We start from the raw sequence: 26,743 nt of genomic DNA, 5'->3' as shown, positions 1-26,743 counted from the left end.
AGTTTTGTCGGCTCTGGAAGTGGTTCAGATATCGATGAGCGACCTCGGCGCGCTGCCGGTCCAAGCGTACCTGACCGCCTGCCTGCTGGCGGGTGTCATCGGGCTCTGGCTCGGCCGGGTCGCGTGGCGCGAGCGCGACGAGCCCGGGGGGATCGAGGTCGCCCTCTACCTGCTGTGCGGCGGCGGCGTCTCCCTCCTGTACGCGCTCCGCGTCGCCGCGCCCGGCGAGGTCGCGATGACGGTCGCGCTCAACCTCGCGACGCCGCTCATGGGCGCGTTACCCGTCCTCTGGATGCTCTTCGCCTTCGCGTTCACCGGGCACGACCGCTGGCGCACGGAGAACCGGATCGTCGCGCTCGCGACCCCCGCGTTCGTCTGGGTGCTGCTCGCGTGGTCGAGCGGGACCCACGGGCTCGCGCGGCGCTCGGTGGCGCCGGTGGTCGACGGGCCGTTCACCCTGCTCGGCTACGGGCTCGGCCCCGTCGGGGGCGCGTTCGTCCTCCTCGCGTACGGGCTGTGCGTCGCCGGCGCGCTCCTCGTGGTCGACCTCTACGAGCGGACCGGGAACCGCTACCGGCTCCAGACGTTCGTCGTGCTGCTCGGCACCCTGTTCCCGTTCCTGGCGGGGATCGCGACGTTCGTCGACGTCGGGAGCTACGCGAACCTCTCGTGGTTGCCGACGGCGTTCGTGATCCACGGCGTGTTCCTCTACGGCACCGTCTTCTGGCTCGGTACCCTCGACGCGGCGGTCGTCGCGCGCGACACCGCCGTCGAGGTGATGCAAGACCCCGTCATCGTCTCCGGCTCCGACGGCCGCATCCGCGACCTCAACCCCGCCGCGGAGGCGATCCTCCCGCCGGACGCGGTCGGCTCCTCGCTGTCGGAGGCGTTCCCGCGCTTGGAGGGCGGCGACGAGCACCCGATCGCCATCGGCGACCGCCAGTTCGACATTCAGGAGAACCCGATAACCGACCCGCGCGGGACGGACCGCGGCCACGTGTTCCTGCTGCGCGACGTCACCGCGCGCGAGCGGCGGCAGACCGAACTCGAACGCCGGGAGGCCGAGCTCGAACGGCAGAACGAGCGCTTAGAGGAGTTCGCCGGCGTCGTCTCCCACGACCTCCGGAACCCCCTCGCCGCCGCGTCCGCGGCCGTCGAGCTGGCCCGCCAGCGCGGCGACGACCCGGACGGCGCCTTGGAGCGGGCGGCGAACGCCCACCAGCGGATGGACGACATGATCGAGGGCCTCCTCGCGCTGGCGACGGCGGGGGAGACGGTCGACGACCTCGACCGCGTCTCGCTGGACGCGACGGCCAGGCGGGTCTGGTCGCGGCTGGAGACCGCGGACGCGACGCTGACCGTCGAGGGCGACGCGACCGTGCTGGCCGACCGCGACCGCCTCGAACAGCTGCTCTCGAACCTGTTCCGTAACGCGATCGAGCACGCTGGCGAGAATGTCGCCGTCACCGTCACCGTCGAAACGGACGGTGACCCGGTCGCGCTTGCGGTGGGCGACGACGGCCCCGGGATCCCGCCCGCTGAGCGCGAGCGCGTCACCGAGCGCGGCGTGTCGCTCGGCGACGGTACCGGGCTGGGGCTCGCCATCGTCGGCGACATCGTCGAGGCGCACGGGTGGACGCTCTCGGTCGCCGAGTCCGACGCCGGCGGCGCGGAGTTCGTTATCGAGGGGATGGAGGCGGCGGAGTCGTGACCGACGCAACGGTCTCGCTCCCCGCGGACGTGGTCGAGCGGTACGAGAAGTTCTCGCGGTTCAACTCCCCGTACCCTGCTCACGACCGTGGCCGCGCGGTCGACCTCTATCCCGGCGACGGCGTCGGGCGATCTCCGGTCGCCGGGACCGTCCGCGAGGTCCGCACCGTCGGCTGCCCGGACCGCTCGTACGCGGCCGCCGAAGACCACCTGATCGTCGTCGACCTCGCCGACGAGTGGTGCGCCCGCGCCGGCGCTCCGCCGGGCACCGTCGCGCGGATCCTCCACGTGATCCCCGAGGTCGACCCCGGCGACCGGGTCGCTGTCGGCGACGCGCTCGGGCCGACGACGCGCTCGGGCTTCTTCGGCCAGTGGGTCGACGACCACGTCCACCTCGGCTTCCGCCCGCCGGGCGCGAACCCCCTCCGAGCCAGCGGGTCGCTGCCGGTCGCGGCCGACGTCCCCGTCGAGCCGGTCGCGTGGGACGGGACGGGAGCCGTCGTCGAGCGCGGCCCGACGCACGTCGTTCTCGACGGCCCGCGACGCGCTGCCGGCGCCGACCGGTCGTTCGCCGCGCTCGCGAGCGACGAGGGAGTTCCGCTCGACGGCGGGCTGACGCACTACGCGGGCGGCGGGACGTTCGAGGCGGACGAAGGCGCGCCCACGACGGGGGACGCGGAGGAAGGCGCATCCGCGACGAGGGACGCGGAGGAAGGCGCATCCGCGGCAGACGGGACGACGCTGTCGCTTCTCGGAACCAAGGTCGGAACGGTCCGAGCGGACGATACGGACGCCGGGGCGCCGCGCGTCGAGTGGGCGGCAGTCGACGTCCGCGCGAACGGCCGGCGCGTCACCGGGCTGTCGCTGTTCGCCGCGCGCGGCGATCGGTTCGGCGTCAAGGTGGTCTGCCCGGACCGCGAGTTCGAGATCGGCGAGTCGGTGACGCTCGACATCGTCCCGAGCGACGACCCGATCCGGCTCGGCGTCGGGTGAGCGGACGGGAATCGATCGCCGGTTGTCGTGCGTTTCCGGGGAGTACAAGCCGTCCCGGGATATTCCCCGGAACATGGACCGCACGGAGATCGCGGCGATGGACCCGCTCCCGGACGGGGCGACGGAGTTCGTCAGGCGGAAGTTAGAGGACGACCACGGCTACCTCTCGTGGCTGAACACGGAGGTAGAGACGATCGAACGCGGCCGGGTCGTGCTCTCGATACCCTTCGACGACAAGCTGACGAACGCGGACGGCCGGACGATCCACGGCGGCGTCGCGGCGACGCTTATCGACACCGCGGGCGGCGTCGCCCAGCGTACGACGTTCGAGGACCCGCTTGACGGCGGCGTCGCGACGGTGAACCTCAACGCGAACTATCTCCGACCCGCAAACGGGGACCTCCGCGCGGAGGCCGAGGTGGTGCGGGCCGGGGGATCGATCGGCGTCAGCGAGATGACTGTCACCACCACCGGAAACGGGGGCGAGGGAGCCGCGGGAGACGACGCGAGCGACGCCGACCGCTCGGAGGTCGTCGTCGGTCAGGGCTCGTTCCGGCTGTTCCGCGAGTAGCCGGGGAGGTCGGCGAGGATCGCGCCGAGGGCCGCACCGTCCGCAGTCGCGTCTGCGTCGTCGTCACCGCCGAGTTCCGCCGCCAGCGCAGCGACCGGCCCGCGGTCGACGCGGTCCGCGGCGGCGCGCACGACGACCGACTGCTCGCCCAGCGAGACGAACCCGCAGCCCAGCCGCCCGGCCGTCTCGCGGAGGCCGAGGCCGGCATCCGCGTCGCTGGCGGCGACGGCGCGGGCCGGGCTCTCGAACGCCTTCGCGGTCCGCTCGTAGCCGTCGATATCCTCGGCGAGTTCGCGGCGGTCGGCGTCGCGCTCGGCCGCGAGGTCGTCGAGCGCGGCGTCGAGGCTCCGGCGGAGCCCTGAGACGGTCGGCCGGTTCCGGAAGCGGAGGTCGCGGTCGATCAGGTCCGCGATTCCTTCGATTCCCTCGGGGTTCCCGTCGGGGACGACGAGCCCCCACTCGCGGGTCCAGCCGCCGAGCTCCGCGGCGTCGACGTCGCGATCGGTCGGCCCCGCGGTCACGGCCACGTCCGGGACGCCGTCGCGGAGCCGCCGGAGGCCTTCGCGCGAGCCGACCGGGAGGTAACGAGGGTTGTCGAGCCGGTCGAGCAGGCGGTTAAGCGCGGGGTCGTCCTCGCCGACGCCGAGCAGCGTCGGCGGGCGCACGTCGGGCGAGAACAGGTCGACAGAGACCGTCTCGCCGACGTCGAGGTACTCGGTGTCGGGGTCGACCGCGACGACGCCGTCCGCCTCGACGAGGCTCGTCGTCGCGCCGGAGCCCTTGTCGACCGGGTAGACGAGCGGGCGGTCGTCGCCCGCGTCCCGCGCGTCCGCACCGAGGTCCAGCAGGCCGACCGGCATCAGCCGCAGCCGCCCCTCACCGTACCGCTCCTCGACGCCCATCCGGCCCTCGACGGTCGCCGTTGCCGGCTCCGGCTGCCCGGCCGCCTCGCGGATCGCGGGCGCGACGAACGTCCGGAAGATCGTGAGCGCGGACACCGGGTAGCCGGGGAGCCCGACGTAGGCGGACTCGCTTCCCCGGGAGTCGTCAGCCTCGTCGGTACGGTCCAGCCGCCCGATCAGCATCGGCTTGCCGGGCTTGACCGCGACGCCGTGGAGGAGCAGCTCGCCGCGCGCCTCGATCACGCGGTAGATGACGTCGACCGCGCTCGCCGAGGTCGACCCCGAGGAGAGCACGAGGTCGCACTCGTCGGCCGCGCGGCGGAGCAGGCGCTCCATCTCGTCGTAGTCGTCGCCGGCGTGCGGGTACAGCACCGGCTCGCCGCCCGCCTCCTCGACGCCCGCGGCGATCGTCGTCGAGTTCACGTCGTAGATCTCGCCGCGCGAGGGGTCGAGCTCTTCCCCGGGTCGGACCAGCTCGTCACCGGTCGAGACGATGCCGACGCGCGGCCGTCCCCTGACCGGGACCTCGTCGACGCCGAGCGCCGACAGCAGCCCGATCTCGCGGGGCGTGAGCCGCGTGCCCGGACCGAGCGCGCGGGCGCCGGCCGCGATGTCGGTCCCGGCGGTCATCACGTGGTCGCCCGGGGCGACCGAGGTTCGGACCGCGATCCGGGCGGAACCCTCGTCACCGTCGCCGCCCCCGCCGACCTCGTCGGTGCGCTCGACCATCACGACCGCGTCCGCGCCGTCGGGCATCACCGCGCCCGTGGAGATCTCGGCGCACGTCCCCGGTTCGACCGTCACGTCGGGCGCGGCGCCCGCGTGGACCGCGCCGACGAGGTCGAGCTCGGCGGGGTCGGCCTCGTCCGCGCCGAAGGTGTCGCGCGCCCGCACCGCGTACCCGTCCATCGAGGCGCGGTCGAAGCCCGGCACGTCGATGTCGGCGTCGACGCGCTCGGCGAGGACGCGCCCGCGGGCCTCGCGCAGCGGGACCGTCTCCGGCGCCGGAGAGAGGTCGAGCGACGCGATCGCCTCGCGGGCGGCCTCGGGGGTCGCGAGGTCGCGGAACTCCTTGCGGTCGCTCATTCGGTCACCTCCCACAGCTCCACGTCGACGGTCTCGCCCGCGTCGAGCCCCTCCCGCGGCTCGGGGACGACGACCCAGCCGTCCGCGAGCGCGACGCTCGAGAGGATGCCGGAGCCGCTTGCGCGCGTCGGCGTCGCGGTCGGGAGGGCGTCGGCGCTCTCGTCGCCGTCTCCGTCGCTTTCGTCCTCAGAGAGCGACACCCGCGCGAACGTCCGCACGCCGGGCTCGCTGGCGACCTTCCGTTCGAGCGTCGCGCGGCGCGTCGGGAACGGCTCGGCCTCGGTCCCCCCCGCGCGCTTCAGGGCGGGCCGGAGGAACTGCGCCGCGTTGACGATACACGCGACCGGGTAGCCGGGTAAGGAGACGATCGGCGTCCCCTCGGCCTGACCGAGACACACCGGGTGACCGGGCTTCAGCGCGACGCCGTGGACGAGCACCTCGCCGAGGCCGTCGACGACCTCGGGGATCAGGTCGCGCTCGCCGACGGAGGAGCCGCCGGTGGTGACGACAACGTCGGCGTCGAGGTCGGCCGCGACCGCCTCGCGGAGCGCGTCCGGGTCGTCGGTGACGACGTCGCGGTAGCGCGCCTCGCCGCCCCAGCGCTCGACGAGCCGGGAGACGGTGAGCCCGTTCGTCTCGATCACCTCCCCCGGGCCGGGGTCGGACTCGACCAGCTCCTCGCCGGTCGGGATCACGGCGACCTCGGGCGGCTCGTGGACGGTCACGCTATCGAGCCCGACCGAGCGCAGGAGGCCGAGGTCGGAGGGGCGCAGGACGTGGCCGGGCTCGTACAGCCGCTGGCCGTCGGAGACGTCCTCGCCGGCCTCGCCAACGTTCTCGCCGGTCGCGACCGCGTCGAACACCTCCACGTCGTCGCCGACTTCTTCCACCTGTTCGATCATCACGACCGCGTCCGCGCCCTCGGGCACCGCGCTCCCGGTGTGAACGCGCTCGGCCTCGCCGGGCGCGACCGCGTCCGATTCGGCGGGCTTGGCCGCGAGGACCGCGGGCGAGCGGTCGCCCGCACCGAAGGTGTCGCTCGCGCGGACCGCGTACCCGTCCATCGCGGCCCGGTCGTACCCCGGAACCGGCGCGGGCGCATCGATCGGTTCGGCGACGACACGGCCGTCCGCCGCCTCAACCGGGACCGATTCCGTCCGGTCGAGGGGGGTGACGGCGTCGAGCAGCGTCGCCCTCGCGTCCGCGACCCGGGTCCGTCGCTTGAACCCGGACTCGCGTCTGTCGTGGCTCATGCGATCACATTCGCGGCCGCGGGCAAAAACCCCGTTCTCCGCGCGCGCCGCCGGGAGGGCCGCCGGCGGCCGCGACCCGTCAGGCGAACCAGGAGAGGAGCCGCCGCGTGCGGTGGATCGACTGGAGCGCGGCGACCTTCGCGGCCACCGCACCGTCCACCGCGGTCCGCTTGGTGGCCCGCGCGCCGCGGGCCGCGCCGGTCCGCGCGTAGTACGCCGAGCGGCGCCCGGCCGCACCGACGTAGTGTTTCGCCGCCATCCGGATCGGCGCGCGGCGCCCCTCGACGGTCGTCGTGCCGCGGCGGATCGCCGCCAGCACGTCGTCGGCCGTGACCTCGCGGACCGACTCGGCGCCTTCGACCGTCAGCTCCGTGAACGCCCGGCCGACGTACTGGAGGTGATGCGCGTCGCTCGCGGCGACGCCGGGGTAGCCGTGTTCGGCCGCGAACCGCCGCGCGCGACGGTTGCGGTACCCGGTGAACAGCCACGCGTTGAACACTTCGATCGCGTCCACCTCGGCGACCGCCGCGGCTGGTCCCGGATCCGGGTCCGGGTCAGCTTCGACGCCTTCGCCTTCCGGGGCGCCGTCGGCCGCGACGGGTTCGTCCGCGTCCGCGGCCGACCCGGGCGTCGGGATGTTGCGCTGGCGGACGCCGTGACGCGATCGCTGGAACGGATGGGGGACGATGGCGACCCCGCCGCGGTCGCGGATCCAGCGGACTGTCTCGGCGTACGAGCGCCCGCGGGGCGGCATCCGGTCGATGCCGATCGCGAGCAGGTGCCCGTGTGCGGTCGACACCTCCACGCCGGGAATGCCGATCAGCCCGTACTCGGAGGCGATCGCCGCGGCGCGTTTCGACTCCCGGATCACGTCGTGGTCGGTGATGACGACCGCGTCGAGCCCGATCTCGGCCGCGTGTTCGAGTATCAGCTCGACCGGCTCGTGGCCGTCGTAGCTCCCTTCAGAGTGGACGTGCGGGTCGATACTGACGGTGACGCTGGACACGCTCGGACTACGCGGCGGGGGATATATAAATGGGCGAACGACGGCCGTCGGACGACTGCCTCGCGTCCATTCGCAAATTGACTCGCGGCTGGGGCTTTGGCGGTGGTCGCCGCCGATCCGCCAGCAGCCATTTATAAGCAAGCGGCTAGACCTCAGAGTGCGTCACTACGGGTGGCCACACGGTCGAGAGCGGTACCGATTTCACGTCGCCGGTCGAGCGAGGGTCCATGCCCGGACTGTACTACGAGGAGTTCGAGGTCGGCGAGACCATCGAGCACGCGAAGCGACGGACGATAAGCGAGGCCGACAACCAGCGCTTCTGCGATATGACGATGAACCAGCAGCCGCTCCACCTCGACGCCGACTTCGCCGAGGAGACCCAGTTCGGCGAGCGACTGGTGAACGGGCTGTACACGATGTCGCTCGCGGTCGGCATATCCATCCCGGAGACGACCGACGGCACCATCGTCGCGAACCTCTCGTACGACGACGTCGAACACCCGAACCCGGTGTTCCACGGGGACACGATCCGCGCGCAATCGACGGTCACCGACAAGCGGGAGACGAGCGACGGCGAGCGCGGCGTCGTCACCATGCGCGTGGAGGCGTTCAAGGTCGTCGACGGCGACGACGACATCCTCGTCTGCGAGCTCGAGCGGACGGTGCTCTCCGAGAAGCGGCCGGAAGACGCCGAGAGCGACGCGGACGACTGACGCGCGGTTCCGTCGAGCTCAGTCCTCCTCGCCCGCCAGCAGCAGCCCGAGGTAGGAGGTCCGGACCTGCTCGTCCGCGTCGAGGCCGAGCCGGTCGAGCGCCGCTATCGCCGCCTCGCGCGCCGTGTCGACCTCGCCCTCTTCCGCGACCTCCCGCTCGATCTCGACGTACTCGTCGAGCCCGGTGACGGCGTCGAGCGTCACCGTGAACCCGTCGTACGACCAGAACTCGCGGCGCTTCTCGACGGTCGCGGCCGGCTCGAAGCCGAGCCCCGAGAGGACCGCAGCGAGCGCCTCGCCGTCGTCGACGCCCGTCTCGTGTTCGGTCCGCGTCTTCGAGGCCGCCTCGATGAGCGGGCCTTTATAAGTAACCGTCGCAGACGCGGCGGGTTCGGCGTCCGACGGCGCCTCTCCCTCCGACGACGATCCCCCGTCCTCCGCCAGCGGCGTCTCGCGCCGGATCCGGAGCGCCTCGTCCGTCTCGGCGAACTCGCGGTGCGGCGCGTCGTAGTAGGTGTCGCGCTGGCGGCGCGCGTCGACGCGCTCGGCGCCGGCCTCGCGGAGTCGCTCCCGCGTCGCCTCCAGGTCGGCCGGGACCTTGATCTCGACCTCGTACATGTTCGAGGGTGCGGCCGGGGCGTTCATAAGCGACGCGGGACTCCGCGGGCTCGGCGGCCGGTCGACGGGACCCGCTGGGCGGCCGTGTCGACCGCCGAACCGCCGCTGTCGCCCGTTCGTCGGCGGCCTTCGGGCCGAACCGTGCTTCTTAAGGGTGTAACAGGTGACGTTCGGGTATGAGCGATCAGGAGCAAGCGGACGCGGCCGACGAGGCCGAGGAGAGCGAGACCGAGACTGACGCCGGCGGACTCGAGGACGGCGACTTCGTCCGCGTCGCGTACACGATCCGCACGGCCGACGACGGCCGCGTCATCGACACGACCGACGAGGAGACGGCCGAGGACGCCGAGATCGACACCGACGAGTACGACTTCGAACCCCGCATCATCGCGCTCGGCGCCGGGCACGTGTTCCCCACCGTCGAGGAGGCGTTCGTCGGCGGCGCCGTCGGCGACGAGGGCACGATCGACGTCCCCGCCGAGGACGCCTTCGGCGAGTACGACCCCGACGAGGTCGAGACGGTCAAGGCCGACAAGATCCCCGAGGACGACCGCTACCCCGGCGCGCAGGTCCAGATCGACAACCAGCAGGGCCACCTCGAGACGATCATCGGCGGCCGCGCCCGCGTCGACTTCAACCACCCGCTGGCCGGCGAGGACCTCGAGTACGAGTACGAGATCCTCGAAGCGATCGACGACCGCGAAGAGCAGGCCGCCGGCATGCTCGGGATGTACCTCCAGGAGGCCCCCGAGGTCCGTATCGAGACGGAGACCGAGGAGGAGGAGACCGTCACCGAGGACGACGACGGCGAGGAGACCGTCGAGACCGAGGAGGTCGAGAAGGACGTCCTCTACGTCACGGCGACGCAGGCGATGCAGATGAACCAGCAGTGGATGTTCCAGAAACAGCAGATCGCGCAGGACCTCATGGACCGCCTCGACCTCGACCGCGTGGTCATCGAGGAGGTCATCGAGGGCGGCGGCATGGGCGGTCTCGGCGGCATGATGGGCGGCATGGGCGGCGCCGGCGGCGGCGACGTCGACATCGAGGAGGCGCTCGAAGACGTTGACGTCGACGCCGACGAGATCGTCGACGAGATCGACGAAGAGTAGTCGACTCCGCTTTCCTATCCACCCGAATTTCGCGTTTTTCCTGCCCGGCGAGCGACCGCTCCGCCCGGCGAACGGATCCCTTTTGCCCGCCGACGCGTCCACACCGAGTATGGAGATCGAACGGGCACGCGAGGACGCGCTCGTCGCCGGGGTCGCGGGCGCGGCGACGGTCGCGCTCGCGCTGCTGTCGAGTTTCACCGGCGTCGTCTCGGTCGCGACGCTCCCGACGCTGGCGCCGCTCGCCGTGTACGCGCTGTACCTCTTCTCGCGGAAGGGCGGGCCGTACGGGGCGCTCGACACCGCGCGCAACTGGGCGGTCGCGGCGGCCGTCGTCGGCGCGGTCGTCCTCCTCGCGTCCGCCGTACTGTAGGCTCGGAACGCCGACGAACGGCCGCCTCAGGCGATGTCGCGGCTCGTGTCGACGGCGACCTCGTCGGTGAGCTTCAGCTTCAGCGGCTCTTCGAGGGCGGCGCCACCCCGGAACTTGGGGACGACAAGGCGGTTCGCGATCTCGGTCCCGGTGACGGTGGTGCGGAGGTCGAACACCACGTCCGCGACCTGCTCCGTGACCCGGCGCGTCCGCGGGTCCTCGCCGCCGCGGAGCGCGTGGAGCAGCGCGACGCCGCCGGCGTCGACCACTCGCGACCGCACGCCCTCGAGGAACTCGGCGTACGCCGCCGGGGACGCGCTCTCTTCTACCGGCCCCACGGAGTCGACGATTAGGGTGCCCTCCTCGGGGAGATCGTCGGTCAGCGACGCCAACTCGTGGAGGTCGCCGGCGTCGTCCGTGGCCTCGACGCTCGTCTCCTCGTCGCCGTCGCGGCTGAGCGCCGCGGCCACCGCGTCGGCGGACCGGACGGTCGTCAGGTAGCGGCACTCCCGGACCCGGGCGAACCGGTTCAAGATGAGTTCGGACTGGCTGTCGGGGTTCGCCTTCAACACGACGACGCTACCGCTCGGGAGCCCTCCGCCGAACTGTCGGTCCAGCACCGAGATCCCAGTCGGAAGCGTCTCCATACGATCGCTGCCGCCTGTGGACGCTTGGGTCTGTCGATGGCGGCTCTCTCGGCCGCTCGCGACCCCGTCGTCCGCCGTTTCGGCGCCGCCGGTAGGGGCGATCCTCACGCGATCTGCCATCCGCTCGCCGCCTCGATCTCGCCGAGCCGTGAAGCGAGGCCGTCGTACGCGCTCCGGACGCTCGGGTCGGACAGAGGGACGGCCCCGCCGTCCGGAATCGCGCCGAGGACGGGACAGCCGAGCAGCGTCCCCACCCGATCCGGCACGTCCGTCTCGCCGATCACGACGGCTCCGACCGGCGGGCAGTCGAGCCGGCGGGCGATCGCCGCCGTCTTCGCGGCGTCGCGGAGCGCGGCGCGTCGGAGCTGCGTCGCGATCAGCGCGCGGTCCGCCGCCCGCAGCGGCGCGGCCACGTCCGGCGACGCGCCCGCCGGACTGTCGAGCAGGACCGGCGCGCCCTCGGGCGTCGCGCCGTCGAGCGCGTCGAACGTCGCGTCCGCGTCGACCGACCGCGGCGCATCGGGAGCCGCGAGCACCGTCGGCGCCGAGCGGTCGGGACGGACCGGCTCCGTCCCGCGAACCGCTTCGAGGACGGTCCGCGCCTCAGTCCCGTCGGCGCGACGGCCGGCACTGATCGGCGGGCCCTCGGCTCCGGCCTCCGTTGGGCCCTCGGACCTCGTCTCCGCGGCCAGCCGCGCGAGGTTCGGGAGGTCCCAGTCGGCGTCGGCCGCGACGACCGGCGCGCCGCGCCGCGAGAGCGCGCGGGCGAGCCCGAGGGTGGTCGTCGTCTTTCCGCTTCCGCCCTTGCCGCCGGCGACGGCTATCACGGCGGGCGTGGGTCGGTATCCGGTATAAAAAGTCGGCCGTGAACTGGCGTTAGTCCTGACAGCAGCCGCCGGCCTCGCCGCCGAAGTCGACCGCGAGGGGCTCGGAGATGGCCTCGTTGACCGCTTCGAGCGTGTCCTCGAGCTCGTCTTGCGCGTCGAGGTACTCGCTCATCACCGGCATCGAGTGGAGTTCATCCTGCGCCTCCTGAACGCGCTGGAGCCCGTCGTTCGTCGCCTGTCCGGTCTGCCGGGCCTGCATGAACTCCGCGCGCAGCTGCTCGAACTCGTCGATCCGCTCTTGGACTTCCTCGTCGCGCTGGACCGCGGCTCTCGCCTCCTCGAAGCGCTCGTACTCCGGGGTTTCGGCGATCCGCTCGCCGAGCTCTCGGCCGAGGTCCTCGATGGAGACCTGTTCGACGCTCATATCCGGACATCGTGGCCGAGCGGTTTGAACCTGCCGGAGCCGGGGGTCGGCGGGGTCGACCTCGGTGCCCGCTACGCCGTCCGCGACGCGACGAACTCGACGACCGCCTCTAGCTCCTGCGGGCCGATGCCGTGGCCGCCCGGGAAGCTCCCGTGAGTGACGTCTGCGCCGACGGATTCGAGCTGGTCGACGGCCGCCGTCGTCCGCGACTCGGGGATCACGCGATCGCCCGCGCCGGCGCCGACGAAGACGGGCTTGCCTTCGATCCCGTCCGGGTCAAGGTCCGCGTGCGACTCCGCGAGGTAGCCGTGGAGCGCGACGACCCACGCGTAGCGGTCGGGGGCTTCGAGGAGGAGCGAGAGGCTGGTGATCGCGCCCTGGCTGAACCCGAGCAGCCCGATCCGGTCGGCGTCGAGCCCGTAGGCGTCGACCGCGGCCTCGACGCTCTCGACGATCAGGTCGAGGCTCCGGCGGAAGTCCTCGGCGTCGGGCTGGCTCGACTCCAGTCCCCCCGCCGAGAGGTCGAGTTCGTACCACGTGTACCCGCCCTGGAGCGGGTCGGGCGCGCGGAGGCTGACGACGTGGTGGTCGTCCGGCAGTTCGGCGGCGACCGGGAGCAGGTCCTCTTCGTCGGCGCCGCGGCCGTGGAGGACGAAGACGGCGGGCGCGGGCTCGTCGTCGGTCCCGTCGTCGGGCGCGACGTGGACGTGTTCGAGGGGGAGGTCGGCGTCGGGCGCGGTGTCTGACATGGGTGCCGACTTGTCGAGGACGGCGGTTAGGTCCGTCGGCCGCGGCAGGCACACGAGGACGCTCGGCGAGAGTGAACACCGGCCGACGCCGTCGGCCCGGAATCTGGTAACCGGGAGGGGTTACACCATCCGTCGCCGAACGCGCCGTTTAACCGTCCTGCCGCACAATTCGCTCGATATGAGCGGCTCCACGGAGGGCGACCTCACGAAGACCGGGATGGCCCTGAAACACGACCGCGAGTGGGACTACGAACTCGACCGGATCTTAGAGGCCATCGAGGAGCGCGACGCCTCGAAGGTCGGGCTCCAGTTCCCCGAGGGGCTCAAGCGCCGCGGTCCGAAGGTCGCCGACGACCTCCGCGAGGTCGCGCCCGACGACGTCACCTTCATGCTCTCCGGGCAGCCCTGCTACGGCGCCTGCGACCTCGACACGTACCTGATGCGCCGCACGGACGTGTTCGTCCACTTCGGCCACACGCCGATGAAGGAGTCCGACAGCATCGTCTACGTCCCCCTGTTCTCGAACGTCGACCCCTTCCCGATCATGGAGGACGCGCTCGACGAGGAGCTGACCGCTCCGGAGGAGGACGCCGACGTGGGCCTCGTCACCACGGCCCAGCACATGAACCGGTTCGAGGAGATGACCGACTGGCTCGAAGAGCGCGGCTACGAGGTCCACACCCGCCGGGGCGACGACCGCCTCACGAAGGAGGGGCAGGTGCTCGGCTGTAACTACGCCTCCGCTGACATCGACGCCGAGCAGGTGCTGTACGTCGGCGGCGGGAAGTTCCACCCGGTCGGGCTCGCGATGGAGCACCCCGATAAGCGCGTGATCATCGCCGACCCGGTCAACAACGCCGTCTCGGTCGCCGAACACGACCAGTTCCTCAAGCAGCGCTACGCCGCGGTCCACAAGGCGATGGACGCCGAGAAGTGGGGCGTCATCTTCTGTACCAAGATCGGGCAGGGCCGCTGGGAGAAGGCCCAGGAGATCGTCGACAACAACGACAACGCCTACCTGATCACCATGGACGAGGTGACGCCGGACCGCCTGCGCAACTTCGACATGGACGCGTTCGTCAACACCGGCTGCCCCCGGATCACGACCGACGACGGCCCGCGGTTCCACAAGCCGATGCTGACGCCCGGCGAGTACGAGGCCGCCATCGGCGAGAAGCCGCTCGACTCGATCGAGTTCGACACGTTCCACGACACCTGGTAGAGCGGCGCGAAGCGCCTTTCGAACGACAGCGAGCGTGCGCTGTCCTCGCGGCTGGGGCTTTGGGGGAGTTCTTCGGGGTATCTGACTCCGTTTCCGTTCTCCGGACACGCTGTTTCTCCGCCATCGATCGCTCAGTACGGGTGACTGATATGTCGGCTACGTTTCCGCATACAGGAGGGTTCGTCGACACTCAGGGCAAACGTACGGAACTGGCGTCAGAATCTCGTCCGCTCGGATACTACTGAGAAATCCGTCGTCCGTCGATGGTGAAACGATGGATAGTTCGCCAACGGCGTCGGTTCCTTGTAGTTCCATCCGTTCCAGTGGTTCCTCGCAATCGGGACACGTCTTCTCGGAGGGCATACCTGTCGAAAGTATGGTTGCCCCTCCGGAAAATTAATTCGATGTGGTCTCTGGTTCGGACAGAACTGTATTCGTTCTAACAGAGATCGAGACGCAGCATCCATCTACCGGCCGTTTCACTTGAGATAGTACTTATAAATTAGAATTTCATGGCTCTGTTGAAATCCTTAGGAAGTGACACACTTTGACCAGGGCGTGGTCAGTATAGCGGTAGCGGTGAGCGATAGCGGGAGTACGTGTAGTACGTCGTGAGTGAGGTCATTTATAAACCAGAGTGCGGTGTTGCTGTCGGCTGTTTATAAGTGACTGACGCCACCGCGGCGAGTGTCTCCAAAGCCCCAGCCGGGAGGGCGTCGTACGCTCGCTGTCGTTCGAAAGGCGCGAAGCGCCTTTCGTGATGACGAGAGAGCTTTGCTCTCTCGAACCACGCTCCTCGGTCGCTCACTCCGTTCGCTCCCTGCGGTGCTTACGTCGCCTACGACGCCCTCACGGCTGCCCCTTTGAGTCCCGCCCCACACAGCGACCGCACCTCACGCCTCCCCAACCTCGCCGCTCACGCCCTGCGGGCGTTCGCGGCGTCCCTCGCGCGTGCGACTCGCGCCCTCCGGGCGCTCGTCGGCACGCGCCACCGCACTCCTTTTATAAGCGCTCGTCGCCGTGGCTCACGGCAATTTAAATACTGAATCGCTGCTACCGATCTGCGATACTCACTCCCGAAACCGATCGAAAAGCACCATTCAGCGACCGGGTGTTTCATCCTAATTTATATTTGAAGAATAGGGTTTCAACAGAGCCAATTTCATCAAATCCCCTTTCCGATTTGATTCCGTCCCAATCGGTCGTCACGCCTCGTCCGGCGGGTTCAGGAAGAGCCCGTCGACGACGAGGGCGCCGGCCGCGAGCGACCCGCCGGCGACGGGGAGCGTGTACCCACGGACGACGAGCGACGTCGCCGCGTATGCGGCGCAGAACGCGAGGGGGATCGCGAGCAGAACGAGGTCGGCGCGGTCGACCCCGCCGAGGTCCGGCGACCGGGCCTCCCGGTGCCGCCCGCTCATTCCATGTACCCTAAGTCCCGGAGCTTCTGGGCGATCTGTTTCGCCTCCGCCTCGGAGACCCCCTCGTCGGACTCCATCTCTTGGACGACGACGTGTTTCACGAACTCCTTCACCGAACCGAACGGCTCGTCTTCGATGTACGCCTCGACGTCCGCAACGAACTCCTTCCGCAGCGAGATCGTGGTGTAGTCGCTCATTGCCGGACCCCTCTCGCCGCGATCTGATAAATCTTAATTACATCTAATTACTTGCCGTCGCGCTCCGGAAACCCCTGTCCGTCGACGGACGACGAGGCAAGGAAGCTCCCGTACCGCGGCGCGAACCTGTCGATTCCGCCGGATCCTCGGCCCTTTTGAGGAAGCGACCCGTGGTTGTAATCGATGACGACGAACGACGGCCATATCTCCACCACACACATCGGTAGCCTGCCGCGACCCCCGGAACTACTCGACCTGCTCACCCGCCGTCAGGACGGCGAGTCGGTCGACCCCGACGAGTGGGACGAGACGGTCGCGGACGCGACCCGCGACGTCGTCGACCGGCAGGTCGAGACCGGCCTCGACTCGATCAACAACGGCGAGCAGTCCCGCGTCTCGTTCAACTGGTACGTCGCCGACCGGCTGAGTGGCATCGACGGAAAGCGGGAGACCGAGCTGTGGGCCGACCTCCAGGAGTTCCCCTCCTACGCCGAGGAGACGTTCAAGACCGACGTGATCGACCTCTCGATGCACCCGGTCGTCGCCGAGGCGGTCGAGTACACCGGCCGCGAGGAAGCCGAAGCGGAGATCGACGAGTTCACCGACGCGCTCGCGGCCGCAGACCGCGACGTCGACGACGCGTTCATGACCGCCGCGTCGCCGAGCGTCGTCACCGCCACCCACGTCGACGAGCACTACGGCGACTACGAGGAGTTCCTCTTCGCGGTCGCCGAGGCGATGAAGACGGAGTACGAGCTCGTCGCCGACGCGGGCCTCACGCTCCAGATCGACGCCCCGGAGCTGCTGACGGTCGGCCACACCGCGGCGTACGCGGACGAGCCGCTGGAGGCCGCGAAGGACGCGACGCGACTCCACGTTCAGGCGCTCAACGAGGCGCTCACGAACGTGCCCGCCGAGCAGGTCCGCCTCCACACCTGTTGGGGGAGCTACGAGGGGCCGCACCACCTCGACACGGACCTCGCGGAGATGCTGCCGCTGATCTACGAGGCTGACATCACCGGACTCAGCGTCGAGCAGGCGAACCCGCGCCACCAGCACGAGTACCGCGCGTTCGCCGAGCACCCGGTGCCCGACGGCTGGACGCTGATTCCGGGCGTCGTCGACGTGAAGACGAACATCATCGACCACCCGGAGACGATCGCCGACCGCTTAGAGCGCGTCGCGGACGCGGTCGACGACGGGACGCCGCTGGTCGCCGCGCCCGACTGCGGCTTCGGCACGCAGGCCGGCCTCGGCATGGTCGACCCCGAGATCGCGTGGGCGAAGCTCGAAGCGCTCGTCGAGGGCGCCGAGATCGCCAGCGGGCGGCTCGCCTAAACGGTCCGCGAGCGGCGCTGTGCGCCGCGAAACGGTTCTCCAGTTGACAGAACTCTTGCTAACGTTTATCACACGAGCGGACGGCCGTTCAGGGAAGGCTCTCCGCGATGTCCACAGTCAGGGATTCGATCGCCGCCGTCCTCGTCGCGAGCACGTCCGACCGAGCGGCGGCGCTGCGGACGTCGCTGGAGCGCGCCGACGACCGCCTCGCCGTCGAACCGGTCGCGACGGTCGACGCGGCGCTGGAGATCCTCCGGGACTCGCCGGTGGACTGCCTGGTCGCGGTCGGTCGACCCGCGGAACCGACCGGCCTCCCCGCCGTCGAGGCTGTCCGGGACCAGCACCCGGCACTGCCGATCGTGTTCTGTCCCGACGAGGCGCTCGACGCGTCGGGCGTGGCCGAGGCGTTCGACGCGGGCGCCACGGACGTCGCGAGGGCGTCGGCCGATTCGGACCGAGCGCCCGTTATCGCTCGCCGCATCTCGAACGCCGTCGCGTCCGCCCGCGCGGTGGCGGAGGCCGAGCGACAGCGCGACCGCCTCGAAGGGTTCGTTCACGGCGTCTCGCACGACCTGCGAAACCCGCTTAACGTCGCACAGGGACGGCTCGAGATGGCGCAAAGCGAAGGGGACCTCGAACACGTCGACACCGCGGCGTCGGCGGTCGACCGGACGCTCGAACTGATCGCGGACCTGTTGACGCTCGCGAAGCAGGGCGAGCAGCCGGGGGAGCTCGAAGCGGTCGACCTGTCCGCCCTCGCCGACGAGTGCTGGGCGAACGTCGCGACCGGCGACGCGACGCTCGTCGTCGACACCGATCGGCGGATCCTCGCGGAGCGCGGGCGCCTGAAGCGGCTGTTGGAGAACCTGTTCCGGAACGCGGTCGACCACGGCGGCGACGACGCCACCGTCATCGTCGGCGACATCTCGCCGATGTACACGACGACGCGCGCCGGCGCCGTCCTCCCGTCGGGGTTCTTCGTCGAGGACGACGGCCCGGGAATCCCCGAAGACGAGCGCGACCGCGTGTTCGAGGTCGGGTACACGACCGACCGAGACGGGACCGGGTTCGGCCTCAACATCGTCTCGGAGGTCGCCAGCGCCCACGGCTGGGAGGTCGCCGTCTCGGACGGGTCTCGCGGCGGCGCGAGGTTCGAGATAACCGGTGTCGAGCGGGACGACTGACGCCGCGGGTCAGTCCCTCTCCGAACCGCTCGGGCGCCCGACGCTCCGCTCCACGTACTCGACCGCCGCCGCGGGCGAGTCGACGGCCTCGACGCCGTCGACGTCGTGGGTATCGAGGCCAGCCACGGGGCGGCCCTGTGCGAGCGCAAGCCCGATCTCCGAGAGCGTGCCGCTCGTGCCGTCGACCGCGACCGCGGCGTCGCCGTTCATGACGACGAGCGCGTTGCGCGCGTGACCCATCCCGGTCGCGATCGGCGTCGTGACGTGCGGGTTCGCGTCCCCGCGGTCGTCCGTCGGGAGGATTCCGATCGTCTCGCCGCCGGCCGCGCGGGCGCCGCGGCAGACGGCCTCCATGACGCCGCCGAGGCCGCCGCAGACGACGACGTGGCCGCGCTCCGCGAGCCGCTCGCCGAGGGCCTCCGCGACCGCCGCCGTCTCCCCGTCGATCGAACTGCCGCCGATGACGCTGACGCGCATGGCCCGCACCACGGCCGACCGGCAAGTAAAACCGACCGATAGGGAACCGATTATCGGCGGAAAAAGGCCGCAGCGGGCCGATTCTCGCCGCTGAAACCGCCACTGAAACCCTTATCCCCCCTCGCCGTGAATAGGGGCTATGACGTACGATACCGTCGTGTTCGACAACGACGGTGTCCTCGTGGGCCGCACGCGCTTCGACGTGCTCCGGGAGGCGACCCGGGACGCGTTCGAGGAGTGCGGCGTCGAGGAGCCCGATCCGGACGACGTAGAGCAGATGACCATCGGTGCGACACCCGGCAGCGTCGGCACGGTCTGTCAGACGTACGACCTCGATCCGGGGTCGTTCTGGCGGACGCGCGACGACGTGGTGTCGCGGGCCCAACAGCAGGAGGCGCGCGAGGGACGCAAGACCCCCTACGACGACCTCGACGAGCTCCAGGACCTCGACGTCCAGATGGGGATCGTCTCGTCGAACCAGCAGGCGACCGTCGACTTCCTCGTCGACCACTTCGACGGCTTCGACCGCATGGGCGCCGCCTACGGCCGCGAGCCGACGATCCACTCGCTCCAGCTCCGCAAGCCGAACCCCCACTACATCGAGCAGGCGCTCGGCGACCTCGACGCGGGCAACGCCCTGTTCGTCGGCGACAACGAGTCCGACGTTCGCGCGGCCGAGAACGCCGGGATCGACTCGGCGTTCATCCGCCGCCCGCACCGCCGCGACTGGGAGCTGAACGTCTGGCCGACCTGGGAGATAGACCGGCTCTCCGACCTCCACGACATCGTGGAGTGAGGCCGCACTGCTCCCGCGTACTCCGCGTCCCGGCAGCGACGCGTCGACCTCGTCGGCAGCGACCCGGCGTGCCGCCGATGAAGCGTTTAAATCGGATGGGGCGTAACTCGCGCTCGTGACCGACTCGCCCCCGTGGGCCGACCTCTTCGGCCATCCCGAACCCTACCCCGAGCAGGCCGACGGCATCGACGCCGCCGTCGACGCCGCCGAGGACGGCGGCTTCCTCGCGCTGGAGGGCGCCTGCGGGACGGGGAAGACGATGCTCGCGCTCACCGCCGGGCTCGACCGCGTCCGCGACCCGGACTCCGACTTCGAGCGCGTCTTCGTCCTCACCAGCGTCAAACAGCAGCTGCGTCAGTTCGAGACGGACCTGCGGACGATAAACGACGACCTCCCCGAGGAGTACGACCCGGTCTCGGGGCTCACCCTGGTCGGCAAGGCGGACGTCTGCCCGTACGCGCGGGAGAACCGCGGCGGGATCGACCGCGAGAACGTGTACGAGCGCTGTGAAGGGCTCCGCGAGCGCACCCGGAACCTCGTCGGCGACGGCGGCGCGACGACGACCTCGAACCTCGTGAGCGAGGCGCGAAGTCAGCAGGTGGGGCTGATGGACTCGGGATCGGCGGGAACCGCCGGAGCCGCCGCGAGCGACGGATCCGGGCCGGGCGACGCGTCCGACGAGGGCGGCGCGCCGGCCGCCGACTACCTCTCCGTCGACGGCGAGCCGACCCCGTACCGCCCCGACACCGAGGAGTACGACGACGTCGAGTTCTGTCCGTTCTACGCCGGCTTCCTCGACGACCTCCCGGACGACGGGGACCCCGCGGAGGCGGTCCCGTTCGACGTCACCGAGCTCGGTCACGTCGACGCCGACGAGCTCGTCCGGCTCGCGGCGGGCCACGGCTCGTGTCCCCACTCGATCATGGGCGCGCTCGTCCCCGAGGTTGAGGTCGTCATCGGCAACTACTACCACGCGTTCGATCCCGTGACGACCGGGACGTTCACCGGCGCGTTGCTGGACGATTCGACGTTCGTCGTCTGCGACGAGGCGCACATGCTCGAACCGCGCGTCCGGGACCTCGTGAGCGACGCGGTCGCGGACGCCAGCCTCCGCGACGCCGAGAACGAGCTCACCCGCGTCGTACAGCCGCTATCCTTCGAGTCGGCGGGCGCGGAGTCCGACGACGCCGCCTTGGTCCGCGGCGAGCTGGAAGACGCGGACGTGACGATCGAGGAGATCGAGGCGGTCCGGGAGTTCTACGCCGACCTCCGCGCGGAGCTCGACCGCCGCGTGACCGCGCACCTCGACCGCGAGCGCCCCGACTGGCGGGCGTCGATGCGCAACCTCGACGACGAGGAGATCCCGCTCCGCGACCCCGAGGAGCCGGGCGAAGACGAGATCACGGCGTGGGCGGACGGCGAGGGGTACGGCGAGCGCGTCTGGGCGCGCGCCGAGCAGGTCGGCGCGGTCGTCAAGCGCGTCCTCGACTCGCTCGAAGACGAGGACAAGCAGCGCGCGGCGCCCGGCGTCGGCCGCACGCTTAACGCCTGGTACCGGGAGGGCCACACCGACTTCTTCCGGGCGATCGAGCTCGAACGCACCTTCGACGAGACGGAGCCCCCGGACTCGTGGCGCCGGGCGTACAACGGGCGCTTAGCGCTTCACAACTGCCTCCCCAGCGAGCCGATCGGCGACCGCCTCGCAGAGTTCGGCGGCGGCGTGCTCATGAGCGCGACGCTGGAGCCGATGGACCTGTTCCGGGAGGTGACCGGGCTCGACCACCTCGCGGAGCGCGGCCGCCCGGTCGTCGAGCGGACGTACGGCCTCTCCTTCCCGGAGGAGAACCGGGCGAGCCTCGCGGTCGACGCGCCGAAGTTCACCCACCAGAACCGCGGCGCGCCGGGCGAGGAGAACCCGACGCGGCTCGCGCATCTCGACGCGACGGCCGCGGTCGCGCGCCGCGAGGGAAACGTCCTCGTGGGCACCCCGAGCTACGCGGAGGCAACGTGGATGGCAGAAGAGCTCTCCGAGCGCCTCCAGAAACCGGTCCTCTTAGACGAGTCCTCCGGTGACCGCGAGACGGAGTCGCTGAAGGACGACTTCTTCGCGGGCGACGGGAAGGTGCTGGTGACGAGCCTCCGCGGCACGCTCACCGAGGGCGTCGACTACCGCGGTGATCGCCTCGCGGCCGCGGTCGTCTGCGGCGTCCCGATCATCAACACGGCGCGACCGCAGACCCGCGCGGTGATCACCGCCTACGACCGGCGGTTCGAGTCGGGGTTCGAGACGGCGCTCACCGTCCCCGCCGTGCGCAAGGCCCGGCAGGCGGTCGGCCGCGTCATCCGCGGGCCGGACGAGCGCGGCGTCCGCGTCCTGCTCGACGCCCGCTACGCGCGCGACTCGTGGAACGGTGTCAGAGAGTACCTGCCCGAACACGAGCGCGAGGAGTACCAGCCCGTCAGCCCGGACATGCTGGATGTCGCGCTCGACCGGTTCGCGTCGCGCCGGTCCACCGAGTGAACCCTACCCGCCGGTTAACGGGTCGTTATCCGACGGTAATCGGGTCGTAACTATGCCGTTAGGGACGGTGTCGAGGATATGGACGCCGCAACCCGAAGCGAACGGTACCACGTCGTTTGTCGCGAGTGTCAGCTGGAACGCCTGTGCGACACGCCGGACGAGGCGGACGGGATCGGTCGGGACCACATCGACGAGACCGGACACCGCGTCGCCGTCGAACGGGTCGAGTAACCGAGAGCGGGACCGACGACGTGCTCCGGTATCGGCCCGCACTCAGACCACGTTCGAGTCGATGTCGCGCGGGAAGTTCGTGAGCCGCTCCGTCCCCGACTCGGTGATCGCGACCGTGTCGGAGTGGCGGTAGCCGTACTCGTCGGTGTAGATTCCGGGCTCGATGGTGTACACGTGGCCGGGCGCCATCACGGCGTCGTCGCCGTCGTAGCGCTCGCCCCAGCCGCGGTCGATGTACGGCGGCTCGTGGGCGCCGAGCCCGATGTTGTGGCCGACGTGGTGTTGCGCGAGGTCGGTCACGCCCTGCTCCTCGAAGTACTCCCAGACGACCTCGTCGACTTCGGCGACCGGGACGCCCGGGCCCAGGGCGTCGATGGCGAGCGTCTGCGCCTCCAGCATGAGCTCGAAGTAGTGCGCCTGCTCGTCGGAGTAGTCGCCGACGAACATCGTCCGCTCTAACTCCGAGCGGTAGCCGTCGACGTTCGCCGTCGCGCCGGTGACCAGCACGTCGCCCTCGGAGAGCCGCTCGTTCGGCGTGTGGCCGTGCGGGAGCGCAGTCTCCTCGCCGGAGATGTAGCCGGCGTGGACCGGGCCGTCGCCGCGGACGCGGACGCTGTACGCCTCGCCGAGCGCGTCGAGCATGGCGCGGGAGGCGTCGGCGGACGCGCGCTGCGAGACGGTCGCGGGATGCGCGCCCGGCTCGGAGTAGTCGGCGAGGTAGCGGTGGCCGAGGTTCGCCCACTTCGCGGACTCGCGGATCAGGTCGACCTCGGCGTCGGACTTCGCCCAGCGCATCCGGTCGACCCACGACTGCGTCTCGACGTCGAGGAACTCGGAGAACGCGGGGCCCTCGTACCCCATCACGCCCGGCGGGCCGTCCGCGTCGGCGGCGATCGCGTCGGCGCCGAGCCCGTTCAGCATCTCGACCGCGACCGAGACCGGCTCGCCGCCGGGGTAGTCGAAGTAGTCGTGGACGGCGTCGATCCGCGGGTTCGGCTCGACGCGCTCGACCTCCAGTCTCGGGACGGTGATCTCGACGCGGTCGTCGGTGACCGCGAGGACCACCGGGCGCTCCGTCTGGATGTGGTGGAAGCCGGTGAGGTACTCTATCGCTGTCGCGCCGACCCACGTCGCGGCGTCGGCGTCGGTGTCGGCGAGTTGGTCCCGCACGGCTGCGAGCCGGTCTGCGAAGGCCGACTCGGGGAGTCGCGTGGCCATGGCTCAGGATACGAGAACGCGCGGATAAACGGTCGGGTAGCGGAACGGCGGGGACGGGCTCTTCCGGCTCTGCTCAGTTCTCTCGGCGGGCGAACGCGAGGTTGCCGGAGACGTTCTTGATGTAGGCGGTCACGGTCTCGCCCTCCTGCGCGCCGGGGACGAAGATGGTGTACTCGCCGCGCTCGGCGACGCCGTCGCCCTTGCGGCCCGTGCCGACGATCTCGAGCTCGTACGTGTTGCCCGACTCGACGGCGTCCTCCTGCCGCTGGGTGTTGGAGGTGTTCTGTTTCGCCACCGGCCGGAACGCCCCGCAGGCCTCACAGCGGAGCATCGGCGTCCGGTTCTCGGTCTCTAATCGCGTGTCGGGGAGGCCGCACTCCGAGCAGGTGACGAACGACTCGATGTACGAGTCGATCGCGGCCTGGAAGTCGCGCTCGCGGAAGTTCCCGCTGTAGCGCGCGCGGCCGTCCTCGTACTGGCCGGCCGTGCCGAGCTCCTGCTGGATCTTCGAGTGGACGTGTTCGGGGTCGCGGCTCAGGGCGTCGGCGATCGCCGAGAGATTCGTCAGGCGGGTGAACGCCCCGTCCTTCTGCCATTCCGGGTCCGGGACCGACAGCCGCTCGTCGGAGCCGCCCAGATCTGGTACCTCATCCATCGCGCGGTCGAGGCTCGATTCGTAATCCATACGCGAGGAAACGACAGCGCGACGGAAATCGCTTCCGGGTTCGGTGGCGGCGGCTCCGGAAGGTGGAAACGACGTTGGTGTGTAATGACCGGTCAGGAGTCAGTCGGCTTCGAAAGAAAGTAGCGGGAGGTAGATTTGAACCACGGTCACTCCGCTTCGCGCCGTTCCCTGGTTCAAACTGCTCCGGGGCTATCTCGTCGACGACGCCGTTCACGCCTCGCTGTGCTCGGCGTTCACTGTCGTCGACAAAAGATAGCGGGAGGTAGATTTGAACTACCGATCTCCGGGTTATGAGCCCGGCGGAATCTCCTGGCTATCCCATCCCGCTATCGTAGCACAATCGGGTGCGACTGTTAAGGGTTCTGATCCCGACGCCGGTGTGCGATTCGTCCACGCGTCCGCGGCGGTCGCGAACCCTCGCGTGGGCGCCCGAATCGGAGCCGCAGATCGCACCGAGCGGCCGCTTCGCGGACCGCCTTTCCGTCGTCACTCCCCGCCTGCGCCCTCGTCGTCGCTTGTCTGCGCCGCGACGGCCTTCATGCGGATCCGGAGCGCGAGGACCGCCACAAAGGCGAGGCCGACGGTCACGGCGACATCGGCCGGGTCGCCGGAAAGCGCCCGCTGCGCGGTGAGCCCCGCCATCAGCGCGAACATGAACGACAGCAGTCCCGCGATCGGAATCACGTACCCCTCGCCGAACGCCGACCCTTCGGACTCGTCGCTCATTTCTCACCCCTCTGCCGCCGACCGTGAAAAGGCTCCCGCGACCGTCCGTCCCTTGCGTCGGCCGCAAACGATTTCACGCATCATCGATAGTGATAGACGATGCACAAGCCGCTGTTGACGACGGACTTTCTGGACCGAGCGCGGCGCCACTACGCCGACGAGGAGGCCGTCCTCGCGGTCGACGGGACGCGATACACGTATGCGGAGCTCGGCGAGCGCGCCGACCGCTTCTCCGCCGCGCTTCAGGCGCGCGGGATCGAGAAGGGCGACCGGGTGGCGGTGTTGGACCCGAACACGCACTACCATCTGGAGGCCGCCTACGGCGCGATGCAGGTCGGCGCGGTTCACACGCCGCTGAACTACCGGCTCACGCCGGACGACTTCTCGTACATGCTCTCGGACGCCGGCGTCGACGCCATCTACGCCGACGCCGAGTACGCCGCGAACGTCGAGGCGATCCGCGACGAGGTGCCCACGGAGACGTTCCTCACGAACGATGCGGACGCGGTCGAGGGCGACTGGGAGTCGTTCGACGCCGCGCTCGACGACGCGGACCCCGACGCCTACGAGCGCCCGGAGATGGACGAGGACGAGGTGATAACGATCAACTACACCTCCGGGACCACCGGCGACCCGAAGGGGGTCTGCCGGACTCACCGCGCGGAGACGCTCCACGCGTACCTGATCTCGATCCATCAGGAGATCACCGACGACGACGTGTACCTCTGGACGCTGCCGATGTTCCACGTCAACGGCTGGGGCCACATCTACGCGATCACGGGGGCGGGCGCCCGGCACGTCTGTACCCGCGGGGTCGACGTCGCGGAGACGTTCGACCGGATCCGCGGCGAGGACATCTCGTACTTCTGTGCGGCGCCGACCGTCCTCAACATGCTCGGCGACCACCACGCCGAACACGGGGGCGCGACGACGGGCGACAACGACGTGCGGGTCGCCACGGCGGGCGCGGCGCCGCCGGAGGCGACGATCCGCACCGTCGAGGAGGAGTTCGGCTGGGAGCTCAAACACGTGTACGGTGCGACCGAGACGGGCCCGCTGATCACCACCTCAGACGCGAAGCGGCACTTCGACGAGGGCGCCGACGACCGGTTCGCCGTCAAGAAGACTCAGGGGATCGGCTACCTCGGCACGGAGGTGCGCGTCGTCGACGAGGACGGCGAGGACGTGGCCGCCGACGGCGAGACGATCGGCGAGATCGTCGTCCGCGGCAACCAGGTGATGGACCGCTACTGGAACAAGCCCGAGGCCACCGAGGAGGCGTTCTCGGAGCGGTTAGAGGGGTACTACCACATGGGCGACCTTGCGGTCGTCGACGAGGACGGCTTCGTCTCGATCCAAGACCGCAAGAAGGACATCATCATCTCCGGCGGGGAGAACATCTCCTCGATCGAGTTAGAGGACACCCTCTTCGAACACGACGTCGTCTCCGACGTCGCCGTCATCCCCGCGCCCGACGAGCGCTGGGGAGAGACGCCGAAGGCGTTCGTCGTCCCGGAGAGCGGCGATCCCGACGACGCGGGCGCGACGCCCGAGGAACTGAAGGCGTTCGTCCGCGACCGCGTCGCCGACTACAAGACGCCCGGCGAGGTGGAGTTCGTCGCGGAGCTTCCCACCACCGCGACCGGGAAGATCCAGAAGTACGAGCTGCGCGAGCGCGAGTGGGACGAGGAGGACCGGATGGTCGGAGAAGGGTAGCGCACCCCGGCCGAGTTCGCGAGGCGCCCC

The 26,743-nt window shown here is 70.3% G+C and carries 27 protein-coding genes and 1 tRNA gene; 13 read left to right on the top strand and 15 right to left on the bottom strand.

The genetic code is table 11. The annotated features are described in order from the left end of the window. The first annotated feature begins 34 nt into the window (after positions 1-34). The 3 genes from B378_RS0106540 to B378_RS0106530 all read left to right on the top strand — a co-directional run bounded on the left by B378_RS0106540 (position 35) and on the right by B378_RS0106530 (position 3,274). A complete protein-coding gene (locus B378_RS0106540; protein WP_017343012.1) occupies positions 35-1,711 on the top strand; it encodes a histidine kinase N-terminal 7TM domain-containing protein in 1,677 nt (558 codons plus the stop codon). Next, entirely contained in the window at positions 1,708-2,703 is a 996-nt protein-coding gene (locus B378_RS0106535) for a hypothetical protein (protein WP_017343011.1), read from the top strand. Before B378_RS0106540 ends, B378_RS0106535 begins: the two co-directional genes overlap by 4 nt. Positions 2,704-2,776: 73 nt before the next feature. Further along, the gene (locus tag B378_RS0106530) at positions 2,777-3,274 is read left to right on the top strand and encodes a PaaI family thioesterase (RefSeq protein WP_017343010.1); all 498 of its coding nucleotides are present in this window, start codon (positions 2,777-2,779) and stop codon (positions 3,272-3,274) included. Here B378_RS0106530 and B378_RS0106525 read toward each other — a convergent pair. From B378_RS0106525 to B378_RS0106515, 3 genes are all read right to left on the bottom strand, one after another. After that, the gene (locus B378_RS0106525; protein WP_017343009.1) at positions 3,244-5,262 is read right to left on the bottom strand and encodes a molybdopterin biosynthesis protein; all 2,019 of its coding nucleotides are present in this window, start codon (positions 5,260-5,262) and stop codon (positions 3,244-3,246) included. The two genes, B378_RS0106530 and B378_RS0106525, sit on opposite strands and share 31 nt — an antisense overlap. Then, a complete protein-coding gene (gene glp, locus B378_RS0106520; RefSeq protein WP_017343008.1) occupies positions 5,259-6,515 on the bottom strand; it encodes a gephyrin-like molybdotransferase Glp in 1,257 nt (418 codons plus the stop codon). The genes B378_RS0106525 and glp overlap by 4 nt, the downstream gene beginning before the upstream one ends. 79 nt (positions 6,516-6,594) lie before the next feature. Beyond that, the gene (locus B378_RS0106515) at positions 6,595-7,521 is read right to left on the bottom strand and encodes a PHP domain-containing protein (RefSeq protein ID WP_017343007.1); all 927 of its coding nucleotides are present in this window, start codon (positions 7,519-7,521) and stop codon (positions 6,595-6,597) included. Positions 7,522-7,748: 227 nt separating this feature from the next. Here B378_RS0106515 and B378_RS0106510 point away from each other — a divergent pair, with 227 nt between their 5' ends. After that, entirely contained in the window at positions 7,749-8,234 is a 486-nt protein-coding gene (locus B378_RS0106510; RefSeq protein WP_017343006.1) for a MaoC family dehydratase, read from the top strand. A gap of 18 nt (positions 8,235-8,252) precedes the next feature. On the opposite strand, the gene cyaB is transcribed toward B378_RS0106510, so the two are convergent. Continuing rightward, positions 8,253-8,852: a class IV adenylate cyclase gene (gene cyaB, locus B378_RS0106505; RefSeq protein ID WP_017343005.1), complete on the bottom strand. Its 600-nt coding sequence runs from the start codon at positions 8,850-8,852 to the stop codon at positions 8,253-8,255. Positions 8,853-9,028: 176 nt separating this feature from the next. Between cyaB and B378_RS0106500 the strand changes: the two genes are divergently transcribed. Together B378_RS0106500 and B378_RS0106495 are read left to right on the top strand one after the other, a co-directional pair. Then, complete coding sequence (locus B378_RS0106500; RefSeq protein WP_017343004.1) at positions 9,029-9,964, top strand: peptidylprolyl isomerase; 936 nt, start codon at positions 9,029-9,031, stop codon at positions 9,962-9,964. Positions 9,965-10,073: 109 nt separating this feature from the next. Beyond that, positions 10,074-10,334: a hypothetical protein gene (locus B378_RS0106495; protein WP_017343003.1), complete on the top strand. Its 261-nt coding sequence runs from the start codon at positions 10,074-10,076 to the stop codon at positions 10,332-10,334. Positions 10,335-10,360: 26 nt separating this feature from the next. On the opposite strand, the gene B378_RS0106490 is transcribed toward B378_RS0106495, so the two are convergent. The 4 genes from B378_RS0106490 to B378_RS0106475 form a co-directional block, all read right to left on the bottom strand. Next, entirely contained in the window at positions 10,361-10,981 is a 621-nt protein-coding gene (locus B378_RS0106490) for a hypothetical protein (protein WP_017343002.1), read from the bottom strand. Between the two features lie 104 nt (positions 10,982-11,085). Then, positions 11,086-11,808 (bottom strand): P-loop NTPase, encoded by a 723-nt coding sequence (locus B378_RS0106485; protein ID WP_017343001.1) that lies wholly within the window; start codon positions 11,806-11,808, stop codon positions 11,086-11,088. A 49-nt stretch (positions 11,809-11,857) separates the two neighbouring features. Then, on the bottom strand, positions 11,858-12,232 hold the full coding sequence (locus B378_RS0106480; RefSeq protein ID WP_017343000.1) for a YlbF family regulator: 375 nt from the start codon (positions 12,230-12,232) through the stop codon (positions 11,858-11,860). A gap of 71 nt (positions 12,233-12,303) precedes the next feature. Next, a complete protein-coding gene (locus tag B378_RS0106475; protein ID WP_017342999.1) occupies positions 12,304-12,981 on the bottom strand; it encodes an alpha/beta hydrolase in 678 nt (225 codons plus the stop codon). A 178-nt stretch (positions 12,982-13,159) separates the two neighbouring features. On the opposite strand from B378_RS0106475, the gene dph2 reads away from it, so the two are divergent. Further along, positions 13,160-14,203, top strand: a complete 1,044-nt coding sequence (gene dph2 / locus B378_RS0106470) for a diphthamide biosynthesis enzyme Dph2 (protein ID WP_017342998.1) — start codon at positions 13,160-13,162, stop codon at positions 14,201-14,203. A gap of 1,205 nt (positions 14,204-15,408) precedes the next feature. Here dph2 and B378_RS0106465 read toward each other — a convergent pair. Both B378_RS0106465 and B378_RS0106460 read right to left on the bottom strand, forming a co-directional pair. Continuing rightward, positions 15,409-15,624 carry a hypothetical protein gene (locus tag B378_RS0106465; protein WP_017342997.1) on the bottom strand — a complete coding sequence of 72 codons (216 nt, stop codon included), beginning with the start codon at positions 15,622-15,624 and terminating at the stop codon, positions 15,409-15,411. Further along, positions 15,621-15,821, bottom strand: a complete 201-nt coding sequence (locus B378_RS0106460) for a hypothetical protein (RefSeq protein WP_007993996.1) — start codon at positions 15,819-15,821, stop codon at positions 15,621-15,623. Before B378_RS0106460 ends, B378_RS0106465 begins: the two co-directional genes overlap by 4 nt. A gap of 183 nt (positions 15,822-16,004) precedes the next feature. Between B378_RS0106460 and B378_RS0106455 the strand changes: the two genes are divergently transcribed. Both B378_RS0106455 and B378_RS0106450 read left to right on the top strand, forming a co-directional pair. Continuing rightward, on the top strand, positions 16,005-17,159 hold the full coding sequence (locus B378_RS0106455) for a cobalamin-independent methionine synthase II family protein (protein WP_017342996.1): 1,155 nt from the start codon (positions 16,005-16,007) through the stop codon (positions 17,157-17,159). Positions 17,160-17,266: 107 nt separating this feature from the next. Next, positions 17,267-18,343: a HAMP domain-containing sensor histidine kinase gene (locus B378_RS0106450; RefSeq protein ID WP_017342995.1), complete on the top strand. Its 1,077-nt coding sequence runs from the start codon at positions 17,267-17,269 to the stop codon at positions 18,341-18,343. 9 nt (positions 18,344-18,352) lie between these two features. On the opposite strand, the gene B378_RS0106445 is transcribed toward B378_RS0106450, so the two are convergent. Further along, positions 18,353-18,820 carry a TIGR00725 family protein gene (locus B378_RS0106445; RefSeq protein ID WP_017342994.1) on the bottom strand — a complete coding sequence of 156 codons (468 nt, stop codon included), beginning with the start codon at positions 18,818-18,820 and terminating at the stop codon, positions 18,353-18,355. 139 nt (positions 18,821-18,959) lie between these two features. On the opposite strand from B378_RS0106445, the gene B378_RS0106440 reads away from it, so the two are divergent. From B378_RS0106440 to B378_RS17055, 3 genes are all read left to right on the top strand, one after another. Then, positions 18,960-19,616: an HAD family hydrolase gene (locus B378_RS0106440; protein ID WP_017342993.1), complete on the top strand. Its 657-nt coding sequence runs from the start codon at positions 18,960-18,962 to the stop codon at positions 19,614-19,616. A 115-nt stretch (positions 19,617-19,731) separates the two neighbouring features. Continuing rightward, positions 19,732-22,137 (top strand): ATP-dependent DNA helicase, encoded by a 2,406-nt coding sequence (locus B378_RS0106435; protein WP_017342992.1) that lies wholly within the window; start codon positions 19,732-19,734, stop codon positions 22,135-22,137. Positions 22,138-22,215: 78 nt separating this feature from the next. Then, complete coding sequence (locus tag B378_RS17055) at positions 22,216-22,368, top strand: hypothetical protein (RefSeq protein ID WP_017342991.1); 153 nt, start codon at positions 22,216-22,218, stop codon at positions 22,366-22,368. Between the two features lie 42 nt (positions 22,369-22,410). Here B378_RS17055 and B378_RS0106425 read toward each other — a convergent pair whose 3' ends face one another. From B378_RS0106425 to B378_RS0106410, 4 genes are all read right to left on the bottom strand, one after another. Further along, positions 22,411-23,586, bottom strand: a complete 1,176-nt coding sequence (locus B378_RS0106425; RefSeq protein WP_017342990.1) for a Xaa-Pro peptidase family protein — start codon at positions 23,584-23,586, stop codon at positions 22,411-22,413. Positions 23,587-23,659: 73 nt separating this feature from the next. Beyond that, entirely contained in the window at positions 23,660-24,271 is a 612-nt protein-coding gene (locus tag B378_RS0106420; protein ID WP_017342989.1) for a translation initiation factor IF-2 subunit beta, read from the bottom strand. A 253-nt stretch (positions 24,272-24,524) separates the two neighbouring features. Beyond that, positions 24,525-24,599, bottom strand: a tRNA-Met gene (locus B378_RS0106415). Between the two features lie 158 nt (positions 24,600-24,757). After that, complete coding sequence (locus B378_RS0106410; RefSeq protein WP_017342988.1) at positions 24,758-24,997, bottom strand: hypothetical protein; 240 nt, start codon at positions 24,995-24,997, stop codon at positions 24,758-24,760. Between the two features lie 99 nt (positions 24,998-25,096). On the opposite strand from B378_RS0106410, the gene B378_RS0106405 reads away from it, so the two are divergent. Next, complete coding sequence (locus tag B378_RS0106405) at positions 25,097-26,713, top strand: long-chain-fatty-acid--CoA ligase (protein WP_017342987.1); 1,617 nt, start codon at positions 25,097-25,099, stop codon at positions 26,711-26,713. Positions 26,714-26,743: the final 30 nt, after the last annotated feature.

The organism is Halorubrum sp. T3 (genome assembly GCF_000296615.1).
GTDB lineage: Archaea > Halobacteriota > Halobacteria > Halobacteriales > Haloferacaceae > Halorubrum > Halorubrum ruber.
The sequence above is the reverse complement of the archived record's forward strand: the minus strand, read 5'-3'. Positions and strand labels throughout refer to the sequence as shown.